The organism is Pseudoalteromonas sp. APC 3355 (assembly GCF_030407615.1).
GTDB classification, from domain to species: domain Bacteria; phylum Pseudomonadota; class Gammaproteobacteria; order Enterobacterales; family Alteromonadaceae; genus Pseudoalteromonas; species Pseudoalteromonas distincta.
This window is the reverse complement of the sequence record NZ_JASDDB010000015.1, coordinates 92012-114637: the sequence shown is the minus strand read 5'-3', so window position 1 is coordinate 114637 and position 22626 is coordinate 92012. Positions and strand designations below refer to the sequence as shown.

Below are 22626 nucleotides of genomic sequence, written 5' to 3'. Positions count from 1 at the left end.
AGCCATGAAATTACAACAACTCAGATACATCGTAGAAGTACAAAATCATAAATTAAATGTTTCAGCGACTGCTGAGAGTTTATTTACCTCGCAGCCAGGAATTTCTAAACAAGTACGCATGTTAGAAGATGAGTTGGGTGTACAAATTTTTGGTCGCAGTGGTAAACATTTAACGCATGTAACCGGTGCTGGCGAAGATATAATTAATATTTCTCGTGAAATACTCTCCAAAGTAGAAGGTATTAAAGCCGTTGCTAATGAGCATACGCTACCTGATCAAGGTAAGTTAAATATTGCCACAACACATACCCAAGCTCGTTACGCTTTGCCTAACGTTATTCAAGGGTTTATGAAAAAATACCCTGCGGTATCGCTTCATATGCACCAAGGTACTCCACAGCAAATATCGGATGCTGCAGCACGCGGTGATGCCGACTTTGCTATTGCAACAGAAGCACTGCATTTGTATTCAGATTTAGTTATGCTGCCTTGCTACCATTGGAACCGCAGTATTGTTGTTGCTAAAGACCATCCGCTCGCTAAAAAGGCAAATAGTTTAACAGTTGCTGACATTGCCCAATATCCACTCATTACATATGTATTTGGTTTTACGGGCCGCTCAGAGTTGGATAAAGCATTTAGCGCACACGGACTTGAGCCACACATTGTATTTACTGCAACCGATGCTGATGTTATAAAAACATACGTACGACTGGGTTTAGGAGTTGGTGTTGTCGCTTCAATGGCGATAGATCAAGTGAGCGATACCGATTTAGTGTGTATTGATGCAAGCCACTTATTTGAAGCAAGCACGACCAAAATTGGTTTTAGAAAGGGCAGCTTTTTACGTACTTATATGTATGATTTTATTGAACGTTTTGCACCGCACTTAACTAAAGAGCGCGTAGAGCGAGCAAGCTTGTTACGTAACCAAGATGACGTAGATAAGTTATTTGCAGATATAGAGTTACCCGTTAAATAAGGTGATTGCATTGAACGAACAATAAAAAAGCTGCCTATTTTAAAATAGGCAGCTTTTTCTCTTTATAGCGAGCTGATTAACATTCGATAATATTAACTGCTAATCCACCGCGAGCGGTTTCTTTGTATTTGGTTTTCATATCGTTGCCGGTTTCAAGCATGGTTTTAATCACTTTATCAAGTGATACCTTTTGCTCGCCACTGCCACGAATAGCTAAACGTGAGGCATTAATTGCTTTAATCGCGCCCATTGCATTACGTTCAATACACGGTACTTGTACTAAGCCACCAACAGGGTCGCACGTGAGGCCTAAATTATGTTCCATACCAATTTCTGCTGCGTTTTCTACTTGCACAACATTGCCACCAACAATTTCTGTTAATGCGCCTGCAGCCATAGAGCACGCAACGCCGACTTCACCTTGGCAACCTACTTCGGCACCCGATATAGAGGCATTCTTTTTATATAAAATACCAATAGCAGCAGCGGTTAATAAATAACGCGTGGCTATATCGCGGTCTACTTCTTTCACAAATGTGTGATAGTACATAAGCACAGCCGGTAAAATACCCGCAGCACCATTAGTTGGTGCGGTAACTACACGACCACCTGCCGCATTTTCTTCGTTTACGGCAAGGGCAAATAAATCAACCCAGTCCATTGCACGAAGTGGGTCGTTACTGACTTCTATATTTAGTTTTAAGTATAGGCTTGGCGCACGGCGTTTTACTTTTAAGCCGCCAGGTAGGATACCTTCGGTACGCATACCACGCTCAATACAGGCCATCATTACTTTCCAAATATGAAACAGCGTGTCTTTTATTTCATCTTCAGTACGCAGTGTTTTTTCGTTCTTCATCATTAAGCTTGAAACACTAAGCCCTGACTCTTTACACATCTCTAGTAGCTCTTTTGCGCTACTGAAAGGGAATGGGGCTGGGTTTTCTTCTCTAATATCAATGGCTGCTTGTTTTTCGTTTTCAAACTCTTCGTCAGTAACAATAAAGCCACCGCCAATAGAGTAATATACTTTGCTGTAAACTTTTTCGCCGTTGTTTGAGGCGATAATTTCCATTGCATTAGAGTGCTTAGGCAGCGTTTTGCGACGATGAAAAACAATAGCGCCTTGTTTTGGAAACTTAGCTTTGTGTGTTTTGTTTAGATAAATAACCTGATCTTTTTCGATGGTCGCTAAAATGTCGTCGACTAAATCGGCATCTATAGTTTCAGGGTCATAACCGGCTAAACCAAGAATTACGGCTTTACCCGATCCATGGCCAACACCTGTTTGTCCCAAAGAGCCATAAAGCTCTACTTTAATATCGGTAACATTTGCTAATAATTGTTGTTCTTGTAGGTCATTAACAAATAAGCGTGATGCGCGCATTGGGCCAACGGTGTGTGATGACGAAGGGCCAATACCAATGCTAAACATATCAAATGCACTGATCATAATGTGTGTCTCTACTTTGTTTTATCAGCACGAAGCTGCTCTTTGAACGGTCGAGCATGATAACGTGGAATTGTGATTGTGTAACTACTAATAACGAAGATTTAAACTGGTAAGGCGAGTTGTTTTGTAAAGTTTTTTATAATGCTTGCAGTCGCACCCCAAAGTAAACCATGTGGTGTTTTAAAACCTTGCAAAATAACCGTTTTCCCAAATCGTTGAAAAGGTAAGGGTTGCCAGTTAGCTTCGTTATTTAGCTCAGTGACCGAGAGCAAAAAGCTCGCTTGTACTTCATTATAATCATTTTCCCAGGTGGTGCCTTTATTAAGTAAACCCACATAGGGGCTAATACTAAAACCCGTTAAGGTTGAATACTCAGGTAAGTGACCTAATACATTAACGTTGTTTTGGGCAATATTTAGCTCTTCTTTTAGTTCGCGAAGGGCTGTGGTGCGAAGGGTAATGTCGCTTACTTCAAACTTGCCTCCGGGCAAACAAATCTCCCCAGGGTGATGGTGTAAATAAGTAGGGCGTTTACACAGTAAAATATGTGCATGGTTGTCTATATCAATAATTGGCAGCATAACAGCGCTAGCACGTTTTTTACGCGTGTCTTTTAACTGGTTTGGCGCAGCTGTAGGGCTTAACAGAAACCGCGCCATAATGTGTTCACTATTCAAAACGACCTACTGTTTTAATAAAGGGAGGATTTTATTTACTTTATCGTAAGTTTCTTGATATTCCAATTCGACTTTAGAATCAGCGACTATTCCGCCACCAGCCCAGCAGTAAATTTGCGCTTTGTGGCATACCAAGGTACGAATAGTGATACTCGTATCCATATTTCCACATGCACTTAAATAACCAATTGAACCACAGTAAATGCTGCGGCGATGTGGTTCTAGTTCTTCAATTATTTCCATCGCCCTAATTTTGGGCGCACCGGTGATTGAGCCTCCCGGAAAAGCCGCTTCTAGCTGATCGACCGCTGTTTTGCCTTCATCAAGTTCTGAGGTTACCGTGCTTACTAAATGATGCACTGCCGGAAAGCTTTCAATGGCAAAAAGGGAAGGGACGTGAACGCTGCCAGGTTTTGCCACTTTGCCTAAGTCGTTACGCAGTAAATCAACAATCATGACATTTTCAGCGCGATCTTTAGCTGATGCTGCGAGTATTTGGGCTTGGCGTTGATCCTCCAGCGCATCCGCTTTTCGCGGCAGTGTGCCTTTAATAGGTTTGGTTTCTACAACGTTATTATTTACTGATATAAAGCGCTCAGGGGAAATTGATAAAATTGCCCCTTGAGGATGATTTATAAAGCTCGAAAATGGCGCTTTATTTGCTTCACGCAGTTTAATGTAAGCTGCCCAAGGGGAGCCTTCAAACTGAGCGTTAAAGCGCTGCGCTAAATTAATTTGGTAACAATCGCCACTTTTTAAATACTCCTCAATTTGGGCAAACTTTGCAGCGTATTCCGTTTCGCTCATATTTGATTGCCAGTCGCTGTTTAGGGCAAAGGACTGCGTATTAACTTGGGAGTTAGCGTGTGTATTTAAGTATTGCTCATAAAGCGCTAATCGATCGGTGTTTGGCTGCGATACATAAAACCAGCTTTGTTGCTGCTTGTCGTAAATAAGGGCATCTAAGTAAAGGCCAATAGCCATTTGGGGAAGATTAATGTCTTCAATAGCACGAGTGGGGATGTTTTCAATTGTACGCCCTAAGTCGTAGCCAAAGTAGCCAAGCCAGCCGCCGTTAAAGGGTAAATCGTAATCGGCTTTTGTTTTATCAAGATGCGAAAGCTCATTATTCATAATTTCAAAGCAGTTATCACTACTTTCTATATTATTTAAAAAGCTTTTATTATTTTTTACTTCAAGGGTACTTTGCGGCTCAATGGCAATAATATCAAAACGGCTGTTTATATGATTACTATTTGCAGAATCTAATAGAATTGCATAAGGCAAATGTGAAAAATGCGCAAAAACGTCAATGCAGTTTTGTGTTATGCCTAATTTAATACAATTTTTTTTATTGTTTAGCATTTACTGCCCCTTTAAGAACTGGCTCGAAACGGGCTGGGAGGGTATCATAAGTCAAATTTTTTGGCAGCACTAAGCTGCAAAAAACAGTGCAAACCACCGTCACCGGTTTGATTTAGATTACGCGAGAACGCGTAACGGTAACTTAAGGAACCACTATGAGTACAATTTGTCAGCAAGACTTTATTGATAGCATTGAAGATGCATTGCAATATATTTCGTTCTATCACCCACTTGATTTTGTTCAAGCGCTCGAAAAAGCGTACAACAAAGAACAAAGTAAAGCGGCTAAAGACGCCATTGCACAAATTTTAATTAACTCACGCATGTCGGCTGAAGGCAAGCGTCCACTTTGCCAAGACACCGGTATTATTACCTGTTTTGTTAAAGTAGGTATGGATGTTAAGTGGGATAAAACAGATTTAACCGTTCAACAAATGGTTGATGAAGGTACTCGTCGTGCATATTTGAATCCAGATAACCCTTTACGTGCATCTATTGTTGCAGACCCTGCTGGTACGCGTAAAAATACTAAAGATAATACGCCTTCGGTTGTGCATATTGATTTAGTAGCGGGTGGAAAAGTAGAAGTAATGGTTGCGGCTAAAGGCGGCGGCTCTGAAAACAAAAGTAAAATGGTTATGTTAAACCCGTCAGATGATGTTGCTGCATGGGTAGAAAAAACACTACCAACAATGGGTGCTGGTTGGTGTCCGCCAGGCATGCTAGGAATAGGTATTGGTGGTACGGCTGAAAAAGCAGCAGTAATGGCTAAAGAGTCGTTAATGGATCCGGTTGATATCCATGAACTAATGGAACGCGGCGCAGAGACAACTGAAGAAAAACTGCGTTTAGAAATTTTTGACCGTGCTAATAAATTAGGTATTGGCGCACAAGGTCTAGGCGGTTTAACAACGGTTGTTGATGTTAAAATTAAAACAGCACCAACGCATGCAGCTTCAAAACCTGTAGTAATGATCCCAAATTGTGCGGCAACACGCCATGTACATTTTACGCTTGACGGTTCTGGCCCTGCTAATTTAAAAGCACCTAAGCTAGAAGATTGGCCACAAGTAACATTTGAAGTGGGCGAAGGCACACGTCGTGTTGATTTAAATACACTGACTAAAAAAGATGTTCAAGAATGGAAAATGGGTGAAACCGTTTTACTTTCGGGCACTATTTTAACAGGTCGTGATGCAGCGCATAAACGTTTGCAAGATATGATCAACTCAGGTGAAGGTTTACCTGAGGGCGTAGACTTTGATAATAAATTTATTTATTACGTAGGCCCTGTGGATGCGGTACGCGATGAAGCAGTAGGTCCTGCTGGCCCTACAACAGCCACTCGCATGGATAAATTTACCGATATGATGCTAGAAAAAACAGGCATTGTAGGCATGATTGGTAAAGCTGAACGTGGCCCTGCAACGGTTGAGTCTATTAAAGAGCATAAATCTGTTTATTTAATGGCTGTAGGCGGCGCAGCTTACTTAGTATCTAAAGCGATTAAAAAAGCACGCGTAGTTGCTTTTGAAGATTTAGGTATGGAAGCTATTTACGAATTTGAAGTAGAAGATATGCCAGTGACTGTTGCAGTAGACAGTGAAGGCGCCAATGCGCATACACAAGGCCCTGCAATCTGGAAAGCTAAAATTGAAGAGCTTGATAGCAAGCTAAAATAACGTACGTTTTGTATTTTTAAAAAGCGAGCCTAGTGCTCGCTTTTTTGTTTTTTAAATAGAGTCATTACCAAGTTTGCAGCTCTGACCAGTTTGCGAAAAAGCTCACTTTTTACTGGAAACCTATAGGCAGCAGTACGTGGCGGGCAAGCAGCACTTGTATATTAAACTTTACACGCAATAGTTGTGTTACGTTCACGTAAACGTAAATTGGTGTGGTTGTTCTATTTATAGTTTTTAAAACTTACAAATGACGATTTTGTGAATTTTTTATCTATTCAATAGTTTTAATCCGGTTATTTAATTTAAGCTAGATGTTTTCATTGGTTTTATCATCTGTGAGTATAGCGAACACGTATATGAAGTGATAAAGTCTCGGCAATTTCCAGCGCGCATACCCTCTCACGGGTTAACTATTTCGGAGTATTTTAAGTGGCTGTGTTTAATCTAGTTGAATTTGATAACCATGAACAAGTGGTTTTTTGTTCTGATGAAGAGTCGGGTTTAAAAGCAATTATTGCTGTACATAATACCAACCTAGGTCCTGCAGTTGGCGGATGTAGAATGTGGGATTATGCAAACGACGAAGATGCTGTTTACGACGTGCTACGTTTATCAAAGGGCATGACTTATAAAAATGCAGTTGCGCGCTTACCCTTTGGTGGCGGTAAATCTGTAATTATAGGTAATGCGAAAGAAATTAAATCTGAGCAATTATTCCGTGCATTTGGTCGCCAGTTAGAGCGATTAAATGGCAGCTATTACTCAGCAGAAGATGTAAACATCACATGTGCTGATGTAGCTATCATGAATAAAGAAACTAATTACGTACTGGGCCTTGAAGGTAAAAGCGGTAACCCATCGCCATTTACAGCATACGGTACTTTTTTAGGAATTAAAGCAGCGCTACAGCATCAACGTGGCCATCAAAATTTTGCAGGTGTGAAAGTGGCTGTGCAAGGTCTAGGTGCTGTTGCTTATGGTTTATGTAAACATTTACATGATGCGGGCGCTGAGTTGTTTGTAACTGATATTAACCAAGCCGCCATTGATCGTGTAGTAAGTGATTTTGGCGCTACTGCGGTTGGCATTGATGACATTTACGACTTAGATGTTGATGTTTATGCACCGTGTGCATTAGGCGCAACTATTAACGATTTAACTATACCGCGTTTAAAAGCGACTATTATTGCAGGCTGTGCTAATAATCAGCTGGCAGAATCTCGCCACGGTGAAGTTATTCGTGAAAAAGGCATTTTATATGCACCAGATTACGTAATTAACGCCGGTGGTATTATTAATGTTTATTACGAAACAGCGCCAGAAGGTTACAGTGCCGCAGCCTCTAATAAACATGTTGAAGGTATTTTTAATACGTTAACTGAAATCTTTGCCCGTAGCGAAAAAGAGCAAAAATCAACGCATTTAATTGCTGACGAATTAGCGCAAGAGATCATTAGAAACGGTCTATAAATTTAAGCTAAAATGCAATAAAGGTGTGCAATTGCACACCTTTTGTTTATCTGTAAGTTAAGGGGTGTTGATCTTTGCGGATTTAACCTTGAAAGATCAACAGACCCTAATGCAATTATTACTGAACAGCGGTACACTTTATTTTTAATTTTGTGCGGCAAATTATGACTCCCTCAACTTCTCTCATGCAGCCTATCGATTTAGATAATTGGCCTAGAAAGCAACACTTTGAATTATATAAACACTTTTCTCAGCCTTATTTTAATGTGTGTGTGCGTTTAGATGCTCAAGCACTTTACGACTATTGCAAAACCAATCAATTTTCTTTTTTTCAAGCGTATGTATATTGCACCTTAAAAGCGTGCCATGAGTACGATTCAATAATGCTACGTATAATAGATAGTAGGCCATGGTTACTTAATAGTGTTCGCGCAAGTGTGGTTGAGTTGTCTGAAAACGATACGTTTGTTTTTAGTTATTTTAATAGCGCAAGCGATTTTAAAGAGTTTGCAAATCATGCAAGTGACGTAAGCAAAAAAGCGAAACAACAGCCGTTATTTTCTGATGCATTTGCCCAAACAGAAGGGCAGGCCGACTTAATTCATATATCTGTTTTGCCGTGGCTGAATTTTAGTGCGTTTTCGCATGCATTTAGTGAAGGGGAGAGTTTAGGCATTCCTAAATTTGTATTTGGTCACTTTGATAAACACACAGGTACAATGCCTTTAGCTATCGATGTACACCACTCATTAATGGATGGTTTGCACGTAGCGAAATTTATAAACACATTGCAGGGTACATTTGACTCCTTTTGCAAAGGTTAACTTAAACACGTCATTTAACGGCAGTGCAAAGCAGTAATTAACCTGAACTCTGGATAATAAATCTATCTCAAGCAGCTATTTTTAGCGCTAACTGCGTTGAATTTACTTGCAATAGGCCCGCTATTGACGCGTAAATTCGCCTTGTTTTCACTGAAAATCTCTGGCTAGAGAAAATAAATTTAAATATCACCATGATCCAATACATTAGTAAATCTCTTAACCAAAGTTCAGGTTAAGTAATCTATAAGCAATGCGATGTGAATTACTTTTTATTCAAATACATAACCTTATATGCTTGAAAAGCACATGTGCTGGACATATTTATATACCATACCTTAGCTCAGGAAATCCCCATGATAAATGGACTGTTAATTGTTGTTTTAATTCTTTTTGTGGTGATTTTCTGGCGTTGGCCATCAATTCAAAACCGATTATGGCGCAGTAAATATAAAGACTTTGCTTTAAATTCGCAGCAAAAAGATATTTTACTGCGTTGCATGCCCATCTATAAAAAAATGACCGATGCCGACAGAGAAAAGTTAGAGCGACATATTACGTGGTTTTTAAATGAAAAACGCTTCGTTGGTTGTGATGGCTTAAAGCTAACGTCTGCAATGAAGTTAATTGTAGCCGCCGATGCGTGTGTATTAGTGCTTAATAAACCGTGGCCGTTATATAGAAATGTAAAAGAAATTTTATTATACCCCAGTGCTTATTACGCCCCACAATCAACTCGCGATAGTGCAGGACTTGTGAGTTACCACAATACGGTAAGACTAGGCGAGTCATGGCCTGGCGGCACGCTTGTACTCAGTTGGCATGATGTGCTTGAGGGTAACCGCTTGCCAAGTGATGGACATAATTTAGTTTTTCATGAGTTTGCTCATCAACTCGATCAAGAAACAGGTAAAACAACGGGCACACCCATTTTAAAAAGCTCAGCAGATTACAAAGAGTGGGGCCGAGTATTTAGCCGTGCTTTCACCCAGTTAAAAAGTCACGTTGCTTATAGCATGCCGCATGTTATTCACAGCTATGGTGCGACTAACGAAGCTGAGTTTTTTGCTGTACTCACCGAAACCTTCCTCGAAAAACCCGCAGAGCTTCGCCGATACGATCCTGAAATTTATAGTATGCTAGTTAATTACTATCAATTTGACCCTATTGTTTGGCATTAAACCTACATAAACCGCGCTTTATCATATAACGCTGGCAAGTTGCGTTTGTTTTTGTTGCAATCATGTGAAATAGTTTTTACTGCAACAATAACAAGCGAGAAACGCATGAAAAAAATGCTTCATACAGTATTAGCATTGTCGGTGTCATTAGCGATAGGGCAGGTAAATGCCGCTGAAAAAGACGAACAAAAATGGCAAGTAGATTCACCAAAAGGGCAATTTGTTGACGCTGCAATTAGCGTTGAGCAAGGCACATGGATGAATATAGATATTAGCCCTGATGGTAAAACTGTGGTGTTTGACTTACTTGGCGATATTTACACTATGCCAATGAGTGGTGGTACAGCTACAAAGCTCACCTCTGATATTGCATGGCAAATGCAACCACGCTTTAGTCCTAACGGCAAAAGTATTGCGTTTACCTCCGACCAAGGTGGCGGCGATAACATTTGGATAATGGACTTAAATGGCGAAAATCAACACGCTGTTACCGATGAAACCTTTAGGTTATTAAATAGTCCTGCATGGAGTCCTGATGGCGACTACTTAGTTGCGCGTAAACACTTTACAGCTAGCCGCTCATTGGGAGCAGGTGAAGTGTGGTTGTATCATAAAGCGGGTGGCAAGGGCGTACAGCTTACAAAACGCGAGAACGATCAAAAAGATTTAGGTGAGCCAATGTTTTCACCGGATGGTCGTTATGTATACTTTTCGCATGATGCAACACCCGGTAAAACCTTTCATTATTCAAAAGATTCTGTAGCGGGTATTTATAAAATTAAGCGCTACGACCGTGAAACGGGTGAAATTGAAACCATAATCGATACGATGGGCGGTGCTATTAGGCCTACACCGTCACCTGATGGAAAAAAACTGGCGTATATAAAGCGTGATGATTTTCAAACTAGTCTTTATTTATATGACTTAACCAGCGGTGAGCACACTAAGCTTTACGATAAGCTTGAGCGAGATATGCAAGAAACATGGGCTATTCATGGTGTATACCCAACTATTGCATGGGCACCCGATAATGAAGAACTGGTATTTTGGGCTGGTGGCACAATTCACAAGCTAGATGTTGCAGACAAATCTGTAAAAACCATTCCTTTTAAAGTGCAAACAAGTAAAAAAATTCAAAAAGCGGTGCGCTTTACACAAAACTTAGATACTGATGAGTTTGATGTAAAAATGCTGCGTAATGTGCAAGTAAGCCCAGATGGCGAAACGGCAATTTTTGAAGCGCTTGGGCATATTTATAAACGTGATTTAGAGTCGGGTAAAATTAAGCGTTTAACAAAGCAAACAGATCATTACGAATTATTTCCACAGTACTCTCGTGATGGTAAAAAAATAGTTTACACCACATGGGATGATAACAAACAAGGGTCTGTAAGAGTGGTTTCTGCGCGCAGTGGACGTGGCGATACAATAACTAAAGAGCCTGGTAAATATGTAGAGCCAACGTTTAGCCCAGATGGTAAAACGGTTGTTTATCGAAAAGCTACTGGCGGCAGTATTTTAAACCCTAAGTGGTCACTTAATCCGGGGGTTTATAGCGTAAGCGCAAAAGGCGGTAAAAGTGAGCTTATTTCAAAAAGTGGATATCAACCACAATTTGGAGATGCAAACGATCGCGTTTTTATAATGAGTCCTTGGCCAAAACCAACGCTTAGCGTAGTTGAGCTTGAAAGTAAAAAAGTTCGCAAACTGTACGAATCAGAGCATGCTACTGAATTTAGAGTATCACCAGATGGGCAATACCTCGCTTTTGCTGAGCGATTTAAAGTATTTGTAACGCCGTTTGTTCAAAGTGGTAAAACAATTAATATTGGGCCTAAAGACAGTCAATTCCCAATAGAGCAGTTATCGGTACGTGCTGGTGAAAACATTAGCTGGAGTGCTAAGAGCAACAAACTTTATTGGACATTAGGGCCTGAGCTTTATCATGCAAGCCTTGAAGGGATGTTTGCCATTAACAAAGCCGAAGATGCCGACTTTAAAGTGAAAAGTGGCGATAATATCGGTTTCAGTAAAAAAATGGCTGAGCCTAAAGGCATGATTGCGCTCACTGGTGCAAAAATTATAACTATGGATGGCGAAAAGGTTATTGAAAATGGTGTAATTATCACTGATGGCAAGCATATTAAAGCAATTGGTACAGCCAGCGAGATAAGCATCCCTAAAGATGCTGAGGTTATTGATGTAACAGGCAAAACAATTATGCCTGGTATTGTTGATGCTCATGCACATGGCTCGCAAGCAAGCGGTGAAATTATACCGGAGCAAAATTGGAAAAACTTCGCAGGTTTAGCGCTGGGTGTAACTACAATTCACGATCCATCAAACGATACCTCTGAAATATTTACCGCAAGCGAAATGCAAAAGGCAGGCATGATTGTTGGCCCGCGTATTTTCTCAACGGGTACTATTTTATATGGCGCAAATATGCCAGGTTATACGTCGCATATTGACTCGTTAGACGATGCTAAATTTCATTTAGAGCGCCTTAAAAAAGTAGGTGCATTTAGTGTTAAGTCTTATAACCAGCCACGCCGCGAGCAGCGCCAACAAGTTATTGAAGCAGGCCGTGAACTTGAAATGATGGTTGTCCCTGAAGGCGGCTCATTATTACAACATAACTTAAGCATGATTGTAGATGGACACACAGGTATTGAGCATTCAATCCCTGTAGAGCACATATATGACGATATAAAGCAGTTATGGTCGCAAAGTGATGTTGGTTATACACCAACACTTGTAGTGGCTTATGGAGGCATTTGGGGTGAAAATTACTGGTACGATAAAACTGATGTGTGGAATCATCCGCGTTTAAGTAAATTTGTGCCAAAAAATCAATTATTACCGCGCTCTATGCGCCGCATTAAAGCGCCCGATCATCACTATAATCACTTTAATAACGCACGCGTTGCTGCTGAGCTACAAGACCTAGGTGTATTAGTTAACTTAGGTGCGCACGGTCAGCGTGAAGGCTTAGGTGCACACTGGGAGATGTGGATGTTCGCACAAGGCGGAATGACACCGCTTGAGGCAATACGTGCATCAACACTCGATCCAGCTAAGTATTTAGGACTTGATAAAAACGTAGGCTCGCTTGAAGTGGGCAAACTGGCTGATTTAATGGTTATAGATGGCGATCCGCTTAAAAATATTCGAGATTCGGATAAAGTAGATTACACCATGATCAATGGTCGACTATTCAATGCAGAGACAATGAATGAAGTGGGTAAAAAAGAACGCGAACCACTTTATTTTGAAGAACTGTAATTTATTTTAAACTTTTTAAAGCGGCTACATAGCCGCTTTTTTTAGCCTTACACAACTTATAAAGCTTTATGTTTTTGGCAAATAACGGATATAAAAAAACCGCTTAACGCGGTTTCTTTTAAAAATCATAAATGTTGATTAAACAACACCGCGCGGTAAGCGACAGTCATGATCTTTACGAGCTAAAATTACAATCCAAAGTTCTTCCGCTGTGTAACCTTCTTCATTTTCGGTAACAACAGTGAATGGCGCTTTTTTCTGTGCTTTAACAGGAGCAGCTGCTTTTGGTTTTTTCGTTTTAGTTGTTTTACCAGAGTTTAATTTTTTAGTAAGCTCTGCTACGTCAGCTAGGCGTAAATTTTTACCGCCATCAATGCTGTACCAACCAGGTTTGGTTGTGATTTCAGGTTTTTTACCATTGGCAGTTTCGTACGCTGCTTCAAAGGCAGATAACACTTCTGTTTTGTCTAGTTTGCTCATCAGAGACCCTATACGTTGTGAACACAGATAAAGAAGAGGTATTTATACCTATTTTAAAACAGTTTTTCAATTTTTTGCGATTTTCCTTCCATTTTAGGCCTATAAACGCCAAAATTTGCACAAAATTCAGTGCTAAGTAAGGTAAGTTGTATGCAACGTAGAGAATTTAACCAACTCCTAAATGACATTTTGAAACCTCATTTAATAAAAGATTTTTGCCCAAATGGCTTACAGGTCGAAGGTAAAAACGAAATTAAAAAAATTGTGACGGGTGTAACCGCAAGTCAAGCTTTAATAGAAGCTGCCATTGAGCAACAAGCAGATGCTATTTTGGTTCATCATGGTTTTTTTTGGAAAGGGGAATCTCAACCAATAACGGGTATGAAAAAGCGTCGCATAGGCGCACTACTAGCAAACGATATTAATTTATTCGGCTATCACTTACCACTCGATATTCATCCAGCAGTTGGCAATAACGCACAACTTGCAAAGTTATTAGATATTGAAATTGAAACAGGGCTAGAGCCAACTTCAAATAGCGTAGCAATGAAAGGGCGTTTAAAAACACCATTAAGTGGTGAAGATTTTGCAGATAAAATTGCAAAAGTGCTTAATCGAACCCCGCTCACAAGCTTAGTACGCTCAGCTAAAATAGAAACCATTGCACTGTGTACTGGTGGTGGGCAAGGATATATTGACTTAGCAGCAGAGCAAGGCATTGATGCTTATTTAACGGGTGAAGCATCGGAGCAGACAATTCATAGTTCTCGTGAGCAAAACATTGATTTTTTTGCAGCCGGGCATCATGCAACAGAACGCTATGGTGTAAAAGCACTAGGTGAGTTACTTGCTCAAGAGCATGGTTTTGATGTGACATTTATAGACATAGATAACCCAGTTTAATTAGGCTATATAAGTTACAGCGCCTCTGGATCTATCCAGCGGCGCAAACTTATCCATATATTTCCTACTACTTCGTGACTGTATTGCGTAACCACAAGTAAGGCATGAGCATTGGGAATAAACTGCTTGCTCCATGGAAGTGCAGCAAAATTATGATAATCAGTGGCTGCGGTTATGACTTCAATACCTTGAGCATTAAATAAGTCTTTGGCACGGGGCATGTGCAGTACAGATGTTACTAGTGCAACTTTAAAGTCGACTAATTTTGATGCCAGTAATTTAGCTTCTTCACCTGTGTCCATTGCTTTTGGATTTTGGAAAATACGGCTCTTATTAACGCCTAAACTAATTGCCGTTTGATACATAAGCCCGCTATTAGTGGTATTTTTATAACCCCCGCCTGAAACTATAAGCTCTGCATTAGGGTAGTGCTTTGCCAGTTTTACACCTTCTACCAAGCGCGTTAGCGCACAATTACCTAATTGATTATTAGCACTGAGTGCAGGATTTGGGTTTATATCGCAACCTAGTACAACTATTTTGTCTATTTTTGGATGCTTTAGAGTATTAAATGCAAGCGACGCAGGTTCATTATTTTGGATAATTAAATTGGCGATAAAGGGTGTGCTCAATGCAAGTAATACAATTAAACTTAAAGTAGACAAAAAGAGAGCTGATTTACGGCCTTTAAATGCCAGTAGGAGCATCAGACACGCAAATAAACCCAATAGAGGCAGTGGCATAAGTAAACCACCAATCATTTTTTTAATAACAAACATAAGAGTTAAACGCTGTAGAGTTAATTACAGCGATATTACTTATTATATTGATGATTATCGACCGTTATTTAGCTTACAGGTATTTAAAAAGTGACGATAAACAGGGTTATCTTTCATGTCTTTTTTCATCGCTAAATACATAGGGCGAGTAAGACCAAGAGCGCCCAAAGGAATTGATTTAATTAAGCCTTGGCTTTCATAAGGTGTAACTAGCCAATCAGGTAAAGCGGCAACGCCCATTCCAGCACTTACTAGTTGAAAAATAAGTAGTCCTTGGTCAACCGTTTTTAATGTACCGTCAAAACGAGCATTCTGAATGAAATGCTTAAATATATCTTGGCGTTCACGCGGAATAGGGTATGAAATAATAGTTTCGTTTTTTAAATCAAGCGCTGTTACATACGCTTTTTTAGCAAGTTCATGATCCGGCGCCACAATAAGCTTCAATTTAAAATCAAATAAGTGCGCGTATTCTAATGTGTCGGGTTCGCGTATGTCAGACGTTAAAACTAAATCGAGCTCATCGCTTAGTAAGTCAGGAATAGCGTCGTAACTAAAGCCACGTTCATAATCAATTTTTATATCAGGCCAAAAGTTATTAAATTCTTTAATAGTAGGTAATAACCAATGAAAACATGCATGGCATTCCACGCTCAAACGTAGTTGAGAAATAGGCTGGTTTAAGCTTTCTTTTAAACGACATTTAGTCGCTTCCATTTTTGGCAATATTTCGTGAGCTAATTCAAGTAATAGCATTCCTTGAGGGGTAAAGCGGACTGGTTGAGTTTTACGCTCAAATAATTGGCAATCCAATTTATTCTCTAAATCTTTGATTTGATGAGATAAAGCAGACTGTGTCAAAAATAACTCTCGTGCTGTATTAACCAAAGATCCTGTTTCTTTTAGGGTTGCTATGGTTTTTAAATGTTTAATACCAATCATCTTTAAAAATTCTCATGAAAAAAGTGAGTTCAGCTCAGATTAATTACATACTACGCCTATATAAAAAACGTTTCAACGTCTAGATGGCTAAAGTCATGCGTTTTATTGCAATTTATCGCTATGAATCGTGAAAATATTAGAGTTAGTAATGATAAAAGTCATTTGAAAACTGGTTTGATGAGTTTTAGATGAGTTTGCTTCATGTTGTATTTTAAATATAACGATTGCTGTGTATTTTAGCTCAGCGTGAGTTTTAACCATGCTGATAACGGTATGAGGTGAGGTTTGTTGAATGCTTACTTTAGATTGTGCTTTAAAAAATAGAGTCGTTTTGCCTTATAGCTTAAGTTTAGCTCAATGGGAGAGTATATGCGTAATACCTAAGCCAGCGACCTACTCGCTGGCTCTTTTTATAAGGGTTTATTAATTAGTAATATGGCTTCTTTGGCAGTAACAGGTTTTGATTTTAAAAAGCCTTGGCCATAGTCGCACGCAGTGGATTGCAAAATAGTTAATTGCTCAACTGTTTCTATTCCTTCAGCTACAACTTCAAGTTTTAATGATTGCGCAAGTGATAAAATGGCTTCAACAAGTGGGTTAGTAGAATCCTGTAGATGGTCAATAAAGCTTTTATCTATTTTTAAAATATGAATAGGCAGTTGGTGCAAGTAGCCTAGTGCTGAATAACCTGTTCCAAAATCATCAAGACATAATTTTACTTTTAAAGGTGAGAGACCTTCAATTATTTGAGTGGCGAGTTCTAGATTTTCTATTAAGCCAGATTCGGTAATTTCTAAGCATAAAGAACCTAGAGGTAATTGGTACTTATTATAAATGGAATGTATTTGCGCTACAAAATCGAGGCTTGCAAAGTGTCGTGACGATACGTTAACGGTGACTTTTAAAAAGCGATGGCCTTGTTGGTGCCAATTTGAAATATGCTGGGCCGCCAAATCAAGTAAATGTAAATCAAGATTTATAATTTGCCCTGTAGTTTCAGCTATCGGTATAAAGTCATTAGGGGGTACAAACCCTTTTGTAGGGTGGTGCCAACGAACAAGTGCTTCAAAGCCGATAACTTCACTGGTATTAATTGTGAAAATTGGCTGAAAATAGAGTTCAAACTCGTTGTGTTCTATACCGTGTTGTAAGTCGTTTTCTATATCGGCATGGGTTTTAAGTTTTTTACGCATCGTGTTATTAAAAAACTTTACCTGACCACGTCCGGTTGACTTAGCTTCATACATAGCGGCATCGGCTTGTTGCAGTAATATATAAGCTTTGTCGTTTACGTTATCTGTATAGGCAACCCCAATACTCGTTGATGCTTGGAGTAAGTGGTTATCTATATTTAAAGGTTTTGATAATGCGTTTTTAATGCGGTTCAAAGCTTCATTAACTTGGTTTTTATGCGTGATGTTTTCCATAAAAATTGCAAATTCATCGCCACCTAAACGTGCAAATGTATCCGTGCTTCGTACTGTACCTTTAATCAAGTCGCATATTTTTATAAGGAAGTGGTCCCCAACTTCATGCCCGAGCGAATCATTAATACTTTTAAAACGGTCAAAGTCTAGATACAACAGGGCATGGCTAGTACTCTTTTTAGCACGCGTTAAACGTAAAATAGCATGTTTTATACGTTCAATAAGTAGTGAGCGGTTAGCAAGGCCTGTAAGCTCGTCATGTAATGCTTTGTGCTCAAGTTCTTGGCGGGCTAATTGCCTATCAATTGCCATACTTATTTGACGACTTACATACGTTAGAAGAGCACTATCGTGTTCGTTGTAATGCAGTGTTTTATCGTAGCTTTGTACAACGATAACCCCGCTTATACGATCACTTGTTTTAAATGGAACACCCAACCAAGACTCTGATTGTCTGCCTACCATTTTAAAATCACCGTTATCTATATGACTTTGAAAGGCATCTTTGTTAAGTAATAGGGTTTGCTCTGTTTTTAGAAGGTAATATGAAGCGGTATCTTTAAGTTGTTCTTTAGATATTTTTTGATGAGTTTTAGTGTTTATGCCTTCTTCGACTATGTAAACGAGGTCAAGTATATCTACTTTTTTGTCGTATAGAGCGATAAAAAAGTTATCGGCTCGAAGTAAATTATTGATAATTGAATGAAGGGCTTCAAAAAACGTATCTAAGTCGTTAGCTTTATAGGTTAGATTTGCTATTTGTAATAAGCTATTTTCTAATTTTTGTGCGTTGTTAAGTTGTTCAACTGTTTTCTGTAAGCTATTTACCGTATTTACTTGGTTAATTTTAGCACTGAGTAAGTGGGCAACTGTTGTAAGAATTTCAAGATGTGCGTTTGTAAAGTAGCCTTTAATAGGGTGCTCACAATCAATAACACCTAAAACTTGTTCTTTATATATAAGAGGGACGCATAGTTCTGATTGAGCAGGGCGTTCATCAGCGATATAACGGCTGTCTTTCGTTACATCGTTAATAATTACCGCTTTTCCGGTCGTTGCAACTGCGCCCGTTATACCTTCACTAAAACGTATTATTTTACGTTCCGCTTGATATTTGTCCCGCGCGTGTGCAATACCCATTGATGCAACTTGGTTTAATGTATTTGCATTATTGTCAGCTAGATATATGACACAATCAACAAACCCTAAGCGATTTACAACGTGCGTTGTAACATACTCAAATAGCTCGTCTAGTGTGTCTAGTTGCAATAGGCTAGATGAAAATTGATTAATGATACTTAGTTGATCAGTTTTTATCTCAAGCGCTCTAGTAGCATCGGTTTTATAAGACATAGGCAATTTATATTGTTCTTTTTATTTTTAAATTCGCAGTTAAGTTAACCTAATCTTGGGTTTTTGTACAAATTAAAGCGATGAGTGGTTTCATAGACTGTAAAGTTTTAATATAGCGAGTTTTAATTAATCATAAATCATTACAATAAGCTAATAACATTGAATTTGCTCATTGTGCTTTAAATAGTACCTCAGTAATTTTATCCATATAAAAACTTTATTTTTAATAAAATCTTTACTCGAAAACATCATATGCCTATGATCGGATAAATTCAGCCGTGGAACAAAGTAATGACAAGTAATAATACAAACTCTGTAACAACCCTTACTATCACTCGCCCTGATGACTGGCATGTACATTTACGTGATGGTGACCAGTTAAAAGACACTGTACGCGATATTAGCAGATATATGGGCCGCGCTATTGTTATGCCAAACCTTGTTCCGCCAGCAACGTGCACAGATACGGCATTGTCGTACAGAGAACGCATTATGTCTGCAAATCCACAAGGCAACTTTGAGCCATTAATGGTTTTGTATCTCACGGATAAAACTACACCAGATGAAATAATAAAAGCTAAAGCGACAGGTAAAATAGTAGCAGCTAAGCTTTACCCTGCTGGCGCTACCACTAATTCTGACTCGGGTGTTACATCAGTAAAAAATATTTATCCAGTTTTAAAAGCAATGCAAGAAGTAGGCATGTTGCTGTTAGTGCATGGGGAAGTGACAGATTCGTCGATTGATATTTTTGACCGTGAAAAAGTATTTCTGGATACAATTTTAGGAGATGTAGTAAATGACTTTCCTGAGCTTAAAATTGTACTCGAGCATATTACGACTAAAGATGCAGTAGAGTTTGTAGTTAATGCACCTAGCAATGTAGCGGCAACAATTACAGCGCATCACTTGCTTTATAACCGCAATCATATGTTAGCGGGTGGAATTCGCCCACATTATTACTGTTTGCCAATTCTCAAGCGTAACATTCACCAGCAAGCATTAATGGCTGCAGCAATAAGTGGAAATAAAAAATTCTTCTTAGGAACTGACTCTGCACCACATTATAAAGATAAAAAAGAAGCAGCTTGTGGGTGTGCTGGTGCATACACGGCTCATGCCGCTATTGAATTATATGCTGAAGCATTTGAGGATGCAGGAGCTTTGGACATGCTTGAAGGGTTTGCAAGCCACTTTGGCCCTGATTTTTACGAATTGCCGCGTAATACAGATACAATTACATTACAAAGAAAGCCGTGGAAAGTACCTGCAAGTTATACATTGGGCGACTCTGAAGTTGTGCCTATAAAGGCTGAAAATACAATGGATTGGTCTGTCGAATAACTAATAATATATTTAAATCTAAAGCCGCTTAATTTTTAATGCGGCTTTTTTGTTTGTGCTTTTGATATTATTGAAGCGTAATTCGACGACAGGGTGGTTGTAGGTGGCTTTTGATCTCGCTTACAGCAATAAATATTACAATAATACTTATAGTTTTTTGCTTGTAAATTAGTCAGTTAAAGGCGATTTAAAACAAATTTATATTTTTAAGAAATAATTCCTAATTAATAGAGCGAAAAAAAATATAATGTGTTAATCTTACCTTGCTTTGAGTTTTTATGTATTGAATTTACGGATATTGTGCTGCGTTTAAGGTTACCGGTTAGGTTATTACTTGTTCCTGTACTGTACCTCCATATTTTTGAGCATTGACTCAGGGAGGATATTGCCATAATAATATGGCTGAATTTTAATTATTGACTTACAGGAAAATTTAGTATGTCGGTTACTGGTAAAGTAAAGTTTTTCAACGAAGCTAAAGGCTTTGGTTTCATTGAACAAGAAAATGGTCCTGACGTGTTTGTACATTTCAGCGCAATCACTGGTTCTGGTTTTCGCACTCTTAGCGAAGGTCAAGCAGTGACATTCAGCATCAAACAAGGTCAAAAAGGCCCTGAAGCTGAGAACGTAGAAGCAGCATAATTTATTATGTGAACTCTAGTTCATCTTGGTGAAGCAGATTTCTGTTTCACCATAATTCCCCTTACTTAAATCTATTTATTTCATACCTCAAATTCTCCTTTTTTTAAACTTAAAAAACTACTCAAACATTCTATCTTTGCAAAGCTAAACAACTAATAATCTAACGGACAAAACAATCCTCTAATACTTTTAAAAACCATTCATGAGAATTTATTCAATAGGCCTGATACCAGCTTAAATAAAATTGATGCTCAATATCAATCCATGCAAATTCTGTTTCAAGCTTACTCTGTGTGACGAAGGCTACTCATTGATAAGGGCTTCTAGGTGCTTCTATTACTTTATTATGTGAACGTAAAGCTTCATTTATAGTGTATTACTAATAAAGTAGGGTAACTCTTCATGATTAACTTAATTACTGAATTAACCTTAACGTTAAAATAGTATTAAAGAATACTTTAAAGCGGTAAATACAACCTGTTTAATTATCAAAAGCTTTTATGCTGATAAAAGAAATGCATTGTTGAGTTTATTATTACTATTTATGGAAAAACACGTTTTAAAATAGCTTTAAAAGTAACGTATATAAAGCGTGAGTATCCGATATTAAATATTATCCAGTGTTGTTTTTTTGTGCGACAAATGGTTTGTTTTTTCAGATGAAGTGTAACTGAGGTGATAAAACACGATAAAATCGTGTAAAAAATAACTTTTGTTATATCAATTTATATTTTTTTTAGTTTTTTTTCAGTGCGAATTCAGCTTTAGCTAAATGTTGCAATAATGTTGTTTTATGTCAGTGCAATGCGAATAAATACACCCCTTAAAAGGCTTTAATAGAAATATTAAGAAAAAGCTTCGTTGCAATAATGTTAACTGTTGTGGGCTGGTACTTTCGTTTAAGCATTAACTTAGCTATTTATTTACTGAGATTAGTAAACATCAAGTTGACAGCGCTAATTGCATTTAGCATTATTGGAAGGTTGATATCTATTAAAAGATATCAGGGTTGTTCTCCTCGGAGGATAATTAAATTATAAAAGTAACATTACTTAATTGGTTGGGAACTATGTCTGTTAAAATCAGAAAGAGTCTTGTAGCAACTGCGTTGGTTGGCGCATTTGCATTTGCAAGCAGCAATGTGATTGCAGATCCTTTGAATGACGTGCAAAAAGCAGGTCAACAAATTCAAAAGGCTGCGGTTAAGTCTCAAACTAAAATTGACAATGTATATGGTCAAACTCAGGAGCTAATCGCTGAGTACCGTAGCGTTGTTGATGAGACTGAACTTATGAAAGTGTATAACGATCACGTGTCGCGCTTGGTTGATAGCCAAAACGCTTCAATTGAATCGTTTGATCGTCAAATCGCGACTATTGATAACACTAAACAAAACGTTGTGCCTTTGATGTATCGCATGATCGATACGCTTGAGCAATTCATCAAAGCGGACGTTCCATTTAATCTTGAAACGCGTTTAGGACGTGTAGAAAGACTACGTGAGATCATGGTTTCTGCGTCTGTAACGACGTCTGAAAAATTCCGTCAAGTACTTGAAGCTTACACTATTGAAACAGCATACAGCTCTCTTGTATCTGCTTCACAAGGTACTCTAGAAGTTGATGGTAAAAGCATTAACGTTGATATCGGTCAGTTAGGTCGTATCACTTACGTTGCTCAGTCTTTTGACTTGAAACATGCTTGGGTGTGGGATAACAACACTAAACAGTGGAAAGAATTAGGTGAAGAATACCTAAAACCTGTTAAAGAAGTTATTCGTATGGCGCGTAAGCAAGCGACATTAGAACTTGTTAAACTACCTATCTTTGGCGCGGAGTAA

Annotated in this window: 17 protein-coding genes; 10 read left to right on the top strand and 7 right to left on the bottom strand. The window is 38.7% G+C overall.

Annotation, left to right across the window (positions count from 1 at the left end):
• The first annotated feature begins 4 nt into the window (after nucleotides 1-4).
• Nucleotides 5-982, top strand: coding sequence for an HTH-type transcriptional regulator CysB (gene cysB / locus QMA08_RS17400; protein WP_002961670.1), 978 nt, complete (start codon nucleotides 5-7; stop codon nucleotides 980-982).
• A gap of 76 nt (nucleotides 983-1058) precedes the next feature.
• Here the strand turns inward: cysB and QMA08_RS17395 are convergent, their stop codons facing one another.
• From QMA08_RS17395 to pabB, 3 genes are all read right to left on the bottom strand, one after another.
• Nucleotides 1059-2435 carry an L-serine ammonia-lyase gene (locus QMA08_RS17395; RefSeq protein WP_138489333.1) on the bottom strand — a complete coding sequence of 459 codons (1377 nt, stop codon included), beginning with the start codon at nucleotides 2433-2435 and terminating at the stop codon, nucleotides 1059-1061.
• Nucleotides 2436-2536: 101 nt separating this feature from the next.
• The gene (locus QMA08_RS17390; protein WP_182696425.1) at nucleotides 2537-3112 is read right to left on the bottom strand and encodes a CoA pyrophosphatase; all 576 of its coding nucleotides are present in this window, start codon (nucleotides 3110-3112) and stop codon (nucleotides 2537-2539) included.
• 6 nt (nucleotides 3113-3118) lie between these two features.
• On the bottom strand, nucleotides 3119-4477 hold the full coding sequence (pabB, locus tag QMA08_RS17385; protein WP_272450457.1) for an aminodeoxychorismate synthase component I: 1359 nt from the start codon (nucleotides 4475-4477) through the stop codon (nucleotides 3119-3121).
• Nucleotides 4478-4632: 155 nt separating this feature from the next.
• Here pabB and QMA08_RS17380 point away from each other — a divergent pair, with 155 nt between their 5' ends.
• The 5 genes from QMA08_RS17380 to QMA08_RS17360 all read left to right on the top strand — a co-directional run bounded on the left by QMA08_RS17380 (nucleotide 4633) and on the right by QMA08_RS17360 (nucleotide 12916).
• The gene (locus QMA08_RS17380) at nucleotides 4633-6159 is read left to right on the top strand and encodes a fumarate hydratase (RefSeq protein WP_007375888.1); all 1527 of its coding nucleotides are present in this window, start codon (nucleotides 4633-4635) and stop codon (nucleotides 6157-6159) included.
• Between the two features lie 429 nt (nucleotides 6160-6588).
• Nucleotides 6589-7629, top strand: coding sequence for a Glu/Leu/Phe/Val dehydrogenase (locus QMA08_RS17375; protein ID WP_290175040.1), 1041 nt, complete (start codon nucleotides 6589-6591; stop codon nucleotides 7627-7629).
• 185 nt (nucleotides 7630-7814) lie between these two features.
• Complete coding sequence (locus tag QMA08_RS17370) at nucleotides 7815-8453, top strand: CatA-like O-acetyltransferase (RefSeq protein WP_290175043.1); 639 nt, start codon at nucleotides 7815-7817, stop codon at nucleotides 8451-8453.
• A gap of 353 nt (nucleotides 8454-8806) precedes the next feature.
• A complete protein-coding gene (locus QMA08_RS17365; protein WP_024595522.1) occupies nucleotides 8807-9631 on the top strand; it encodes a M90 family metallopeptidase in 825 nt (274 codons plus the stop codon).
• 105 nt (nucleotides 9632-9736) lie between these two features.
• Nucleotides 9737-12916, top strand: a complete 3180-nt coding sequence (locus QMA08_RS17360) for an amidohydrolase family protein (RefSeq protein ID WP_290175039.1) — start codon at nucleotides 9737-9739, stop codon at nucleotides 12914-12916.
• Nucleotides 12917-13054: 138 nt separating this feature from the next.
• Here the strand turns inward: QMA08_RS17360 and QMA08_RS17355 are convergent, their stop codons facing one another.
• The gene (locus tag QMA08_RS17355) at nucleotides 13055-13396 is read right to left on the bottom strand and encodes a hypothetical protein (protein WP_002961684.1); all 342 of its coding nucleotides are present in this window, start codon (nucleotides 13394-13396) and stop codon (nucleotides 13055-13057) included.
• A gap of 150 nt (nucleotides 13397-13546) precedes the next feature.
• Between QMA08_RS17355 and QMA08_RS17350 the strand changes: the two genes are divergently transcribed.
• On the top strand, nucleotides 13547-14299 hold the full coding sequence (locus QMA08_RS17350) for a Nif3-like dinuclear metal center hexameric protein (RefSeq protein ID WP_182198005.1): 753 nt from the start codon (nucleotides 13547-13549) through the stop codon (nucleotides 14297-14299).
• 14 nt (nucleotides 14300-14313) lie between these two features.
• Here QMA08_RS17350 and QMA08_RS17345 read toward each other — a convergent pair whose 3' ends face one another.
• The 3 genes from QMA08_RS17345 to QMA08_RS17335 all read right to left on the bottom strand — a co-directional run bounded on the left by QMA08_RS17345 (nucleotide 14314) and on the right by QMA08_RS17335 (nucleotide 18800).
• Nucleotides 14314-15078 carry a YdcF family protein gene (locus QMA08_RS17345; protein ID WP_182682136.1) on the bottom strand — a complete coding sequence of 255 codons (765 nt, stop codon included), beginning with the start codon at nucleotides 15076-15078 and terminating at the stop codon, nucleotides 14314-14316.
• A 54-nt stretch (nucleotides 15079-15132) separates the two neighbouring features.
• Nucleotides 15133-16020, bottom strand: coding sequence for a LysR family transcriptional regulator (locus QMA08_RS17340; protein ID WP_002961689.1), 888 nt, complete (start codon nucleotides 16018-16020; stop codon nucleotides 15133-15135).
• A gap of 410 nt (nucleotides 16021-16430) precedes the next feature.
• Nucleotides 16431-18800, bottom strand: coding sequence for an EAL domain-containing protein (locus tag QMA08_RS17335; protein ID WP_290175038.1), 2370 nt, complete (start codon nucleotides 18798-18800; stop codon nucleotides 16431-16433).
• Nucleotides 18801-19091: 291 nt separating this feature from the next.
• Between QMA08_RS17335 and pyrC the strand changes: the two genes are divergently transcribed.
• The 3 genes from pyrC (at nucleotide 19092) to QMA08_RS17320 (ending at nucleotide 22626) form a co-directional block, all read left to right on the top strand.
• Complete coding sequence (gene pyrC, locus QMA08_RS17330; protein ID WP_024595527.1) at nucleotides 19092-20144, top strand: dihydroorotase; 1053 nt, start codon at nucleotides 19092-19094, stop codon at nucleotides 20142-20144.
• A gap of 438 nt (nucleotides 20145-20582) precedes the next feature.
• The gene (locus tag QMA08_RS17325) at nucleotides 20583-20786 is read left to right on the top strand and encodes a cold-shock protein (RefSeq protein ID WP_002961702.1); all 204 of its coding nucleotides are present in this window, start codon (nucleotides 20583-20585) and stop codon (nucleotides 20784-20786) included.
• Nucleotides 20787-21855: 1069 nt separating this feature from the next.
• The gene (locus QMA08_RS17320; RefSeq protein ID WP_024590812.1) at nucleotides 21856-22626 is read left to right on the top strand and encodes a DUF3450 domain-containing protein; all 771 of its coding nucleotides are present in this window, start codon (nucleotides 21856-21858) and stop codon (nucleotides 22624-22626) included.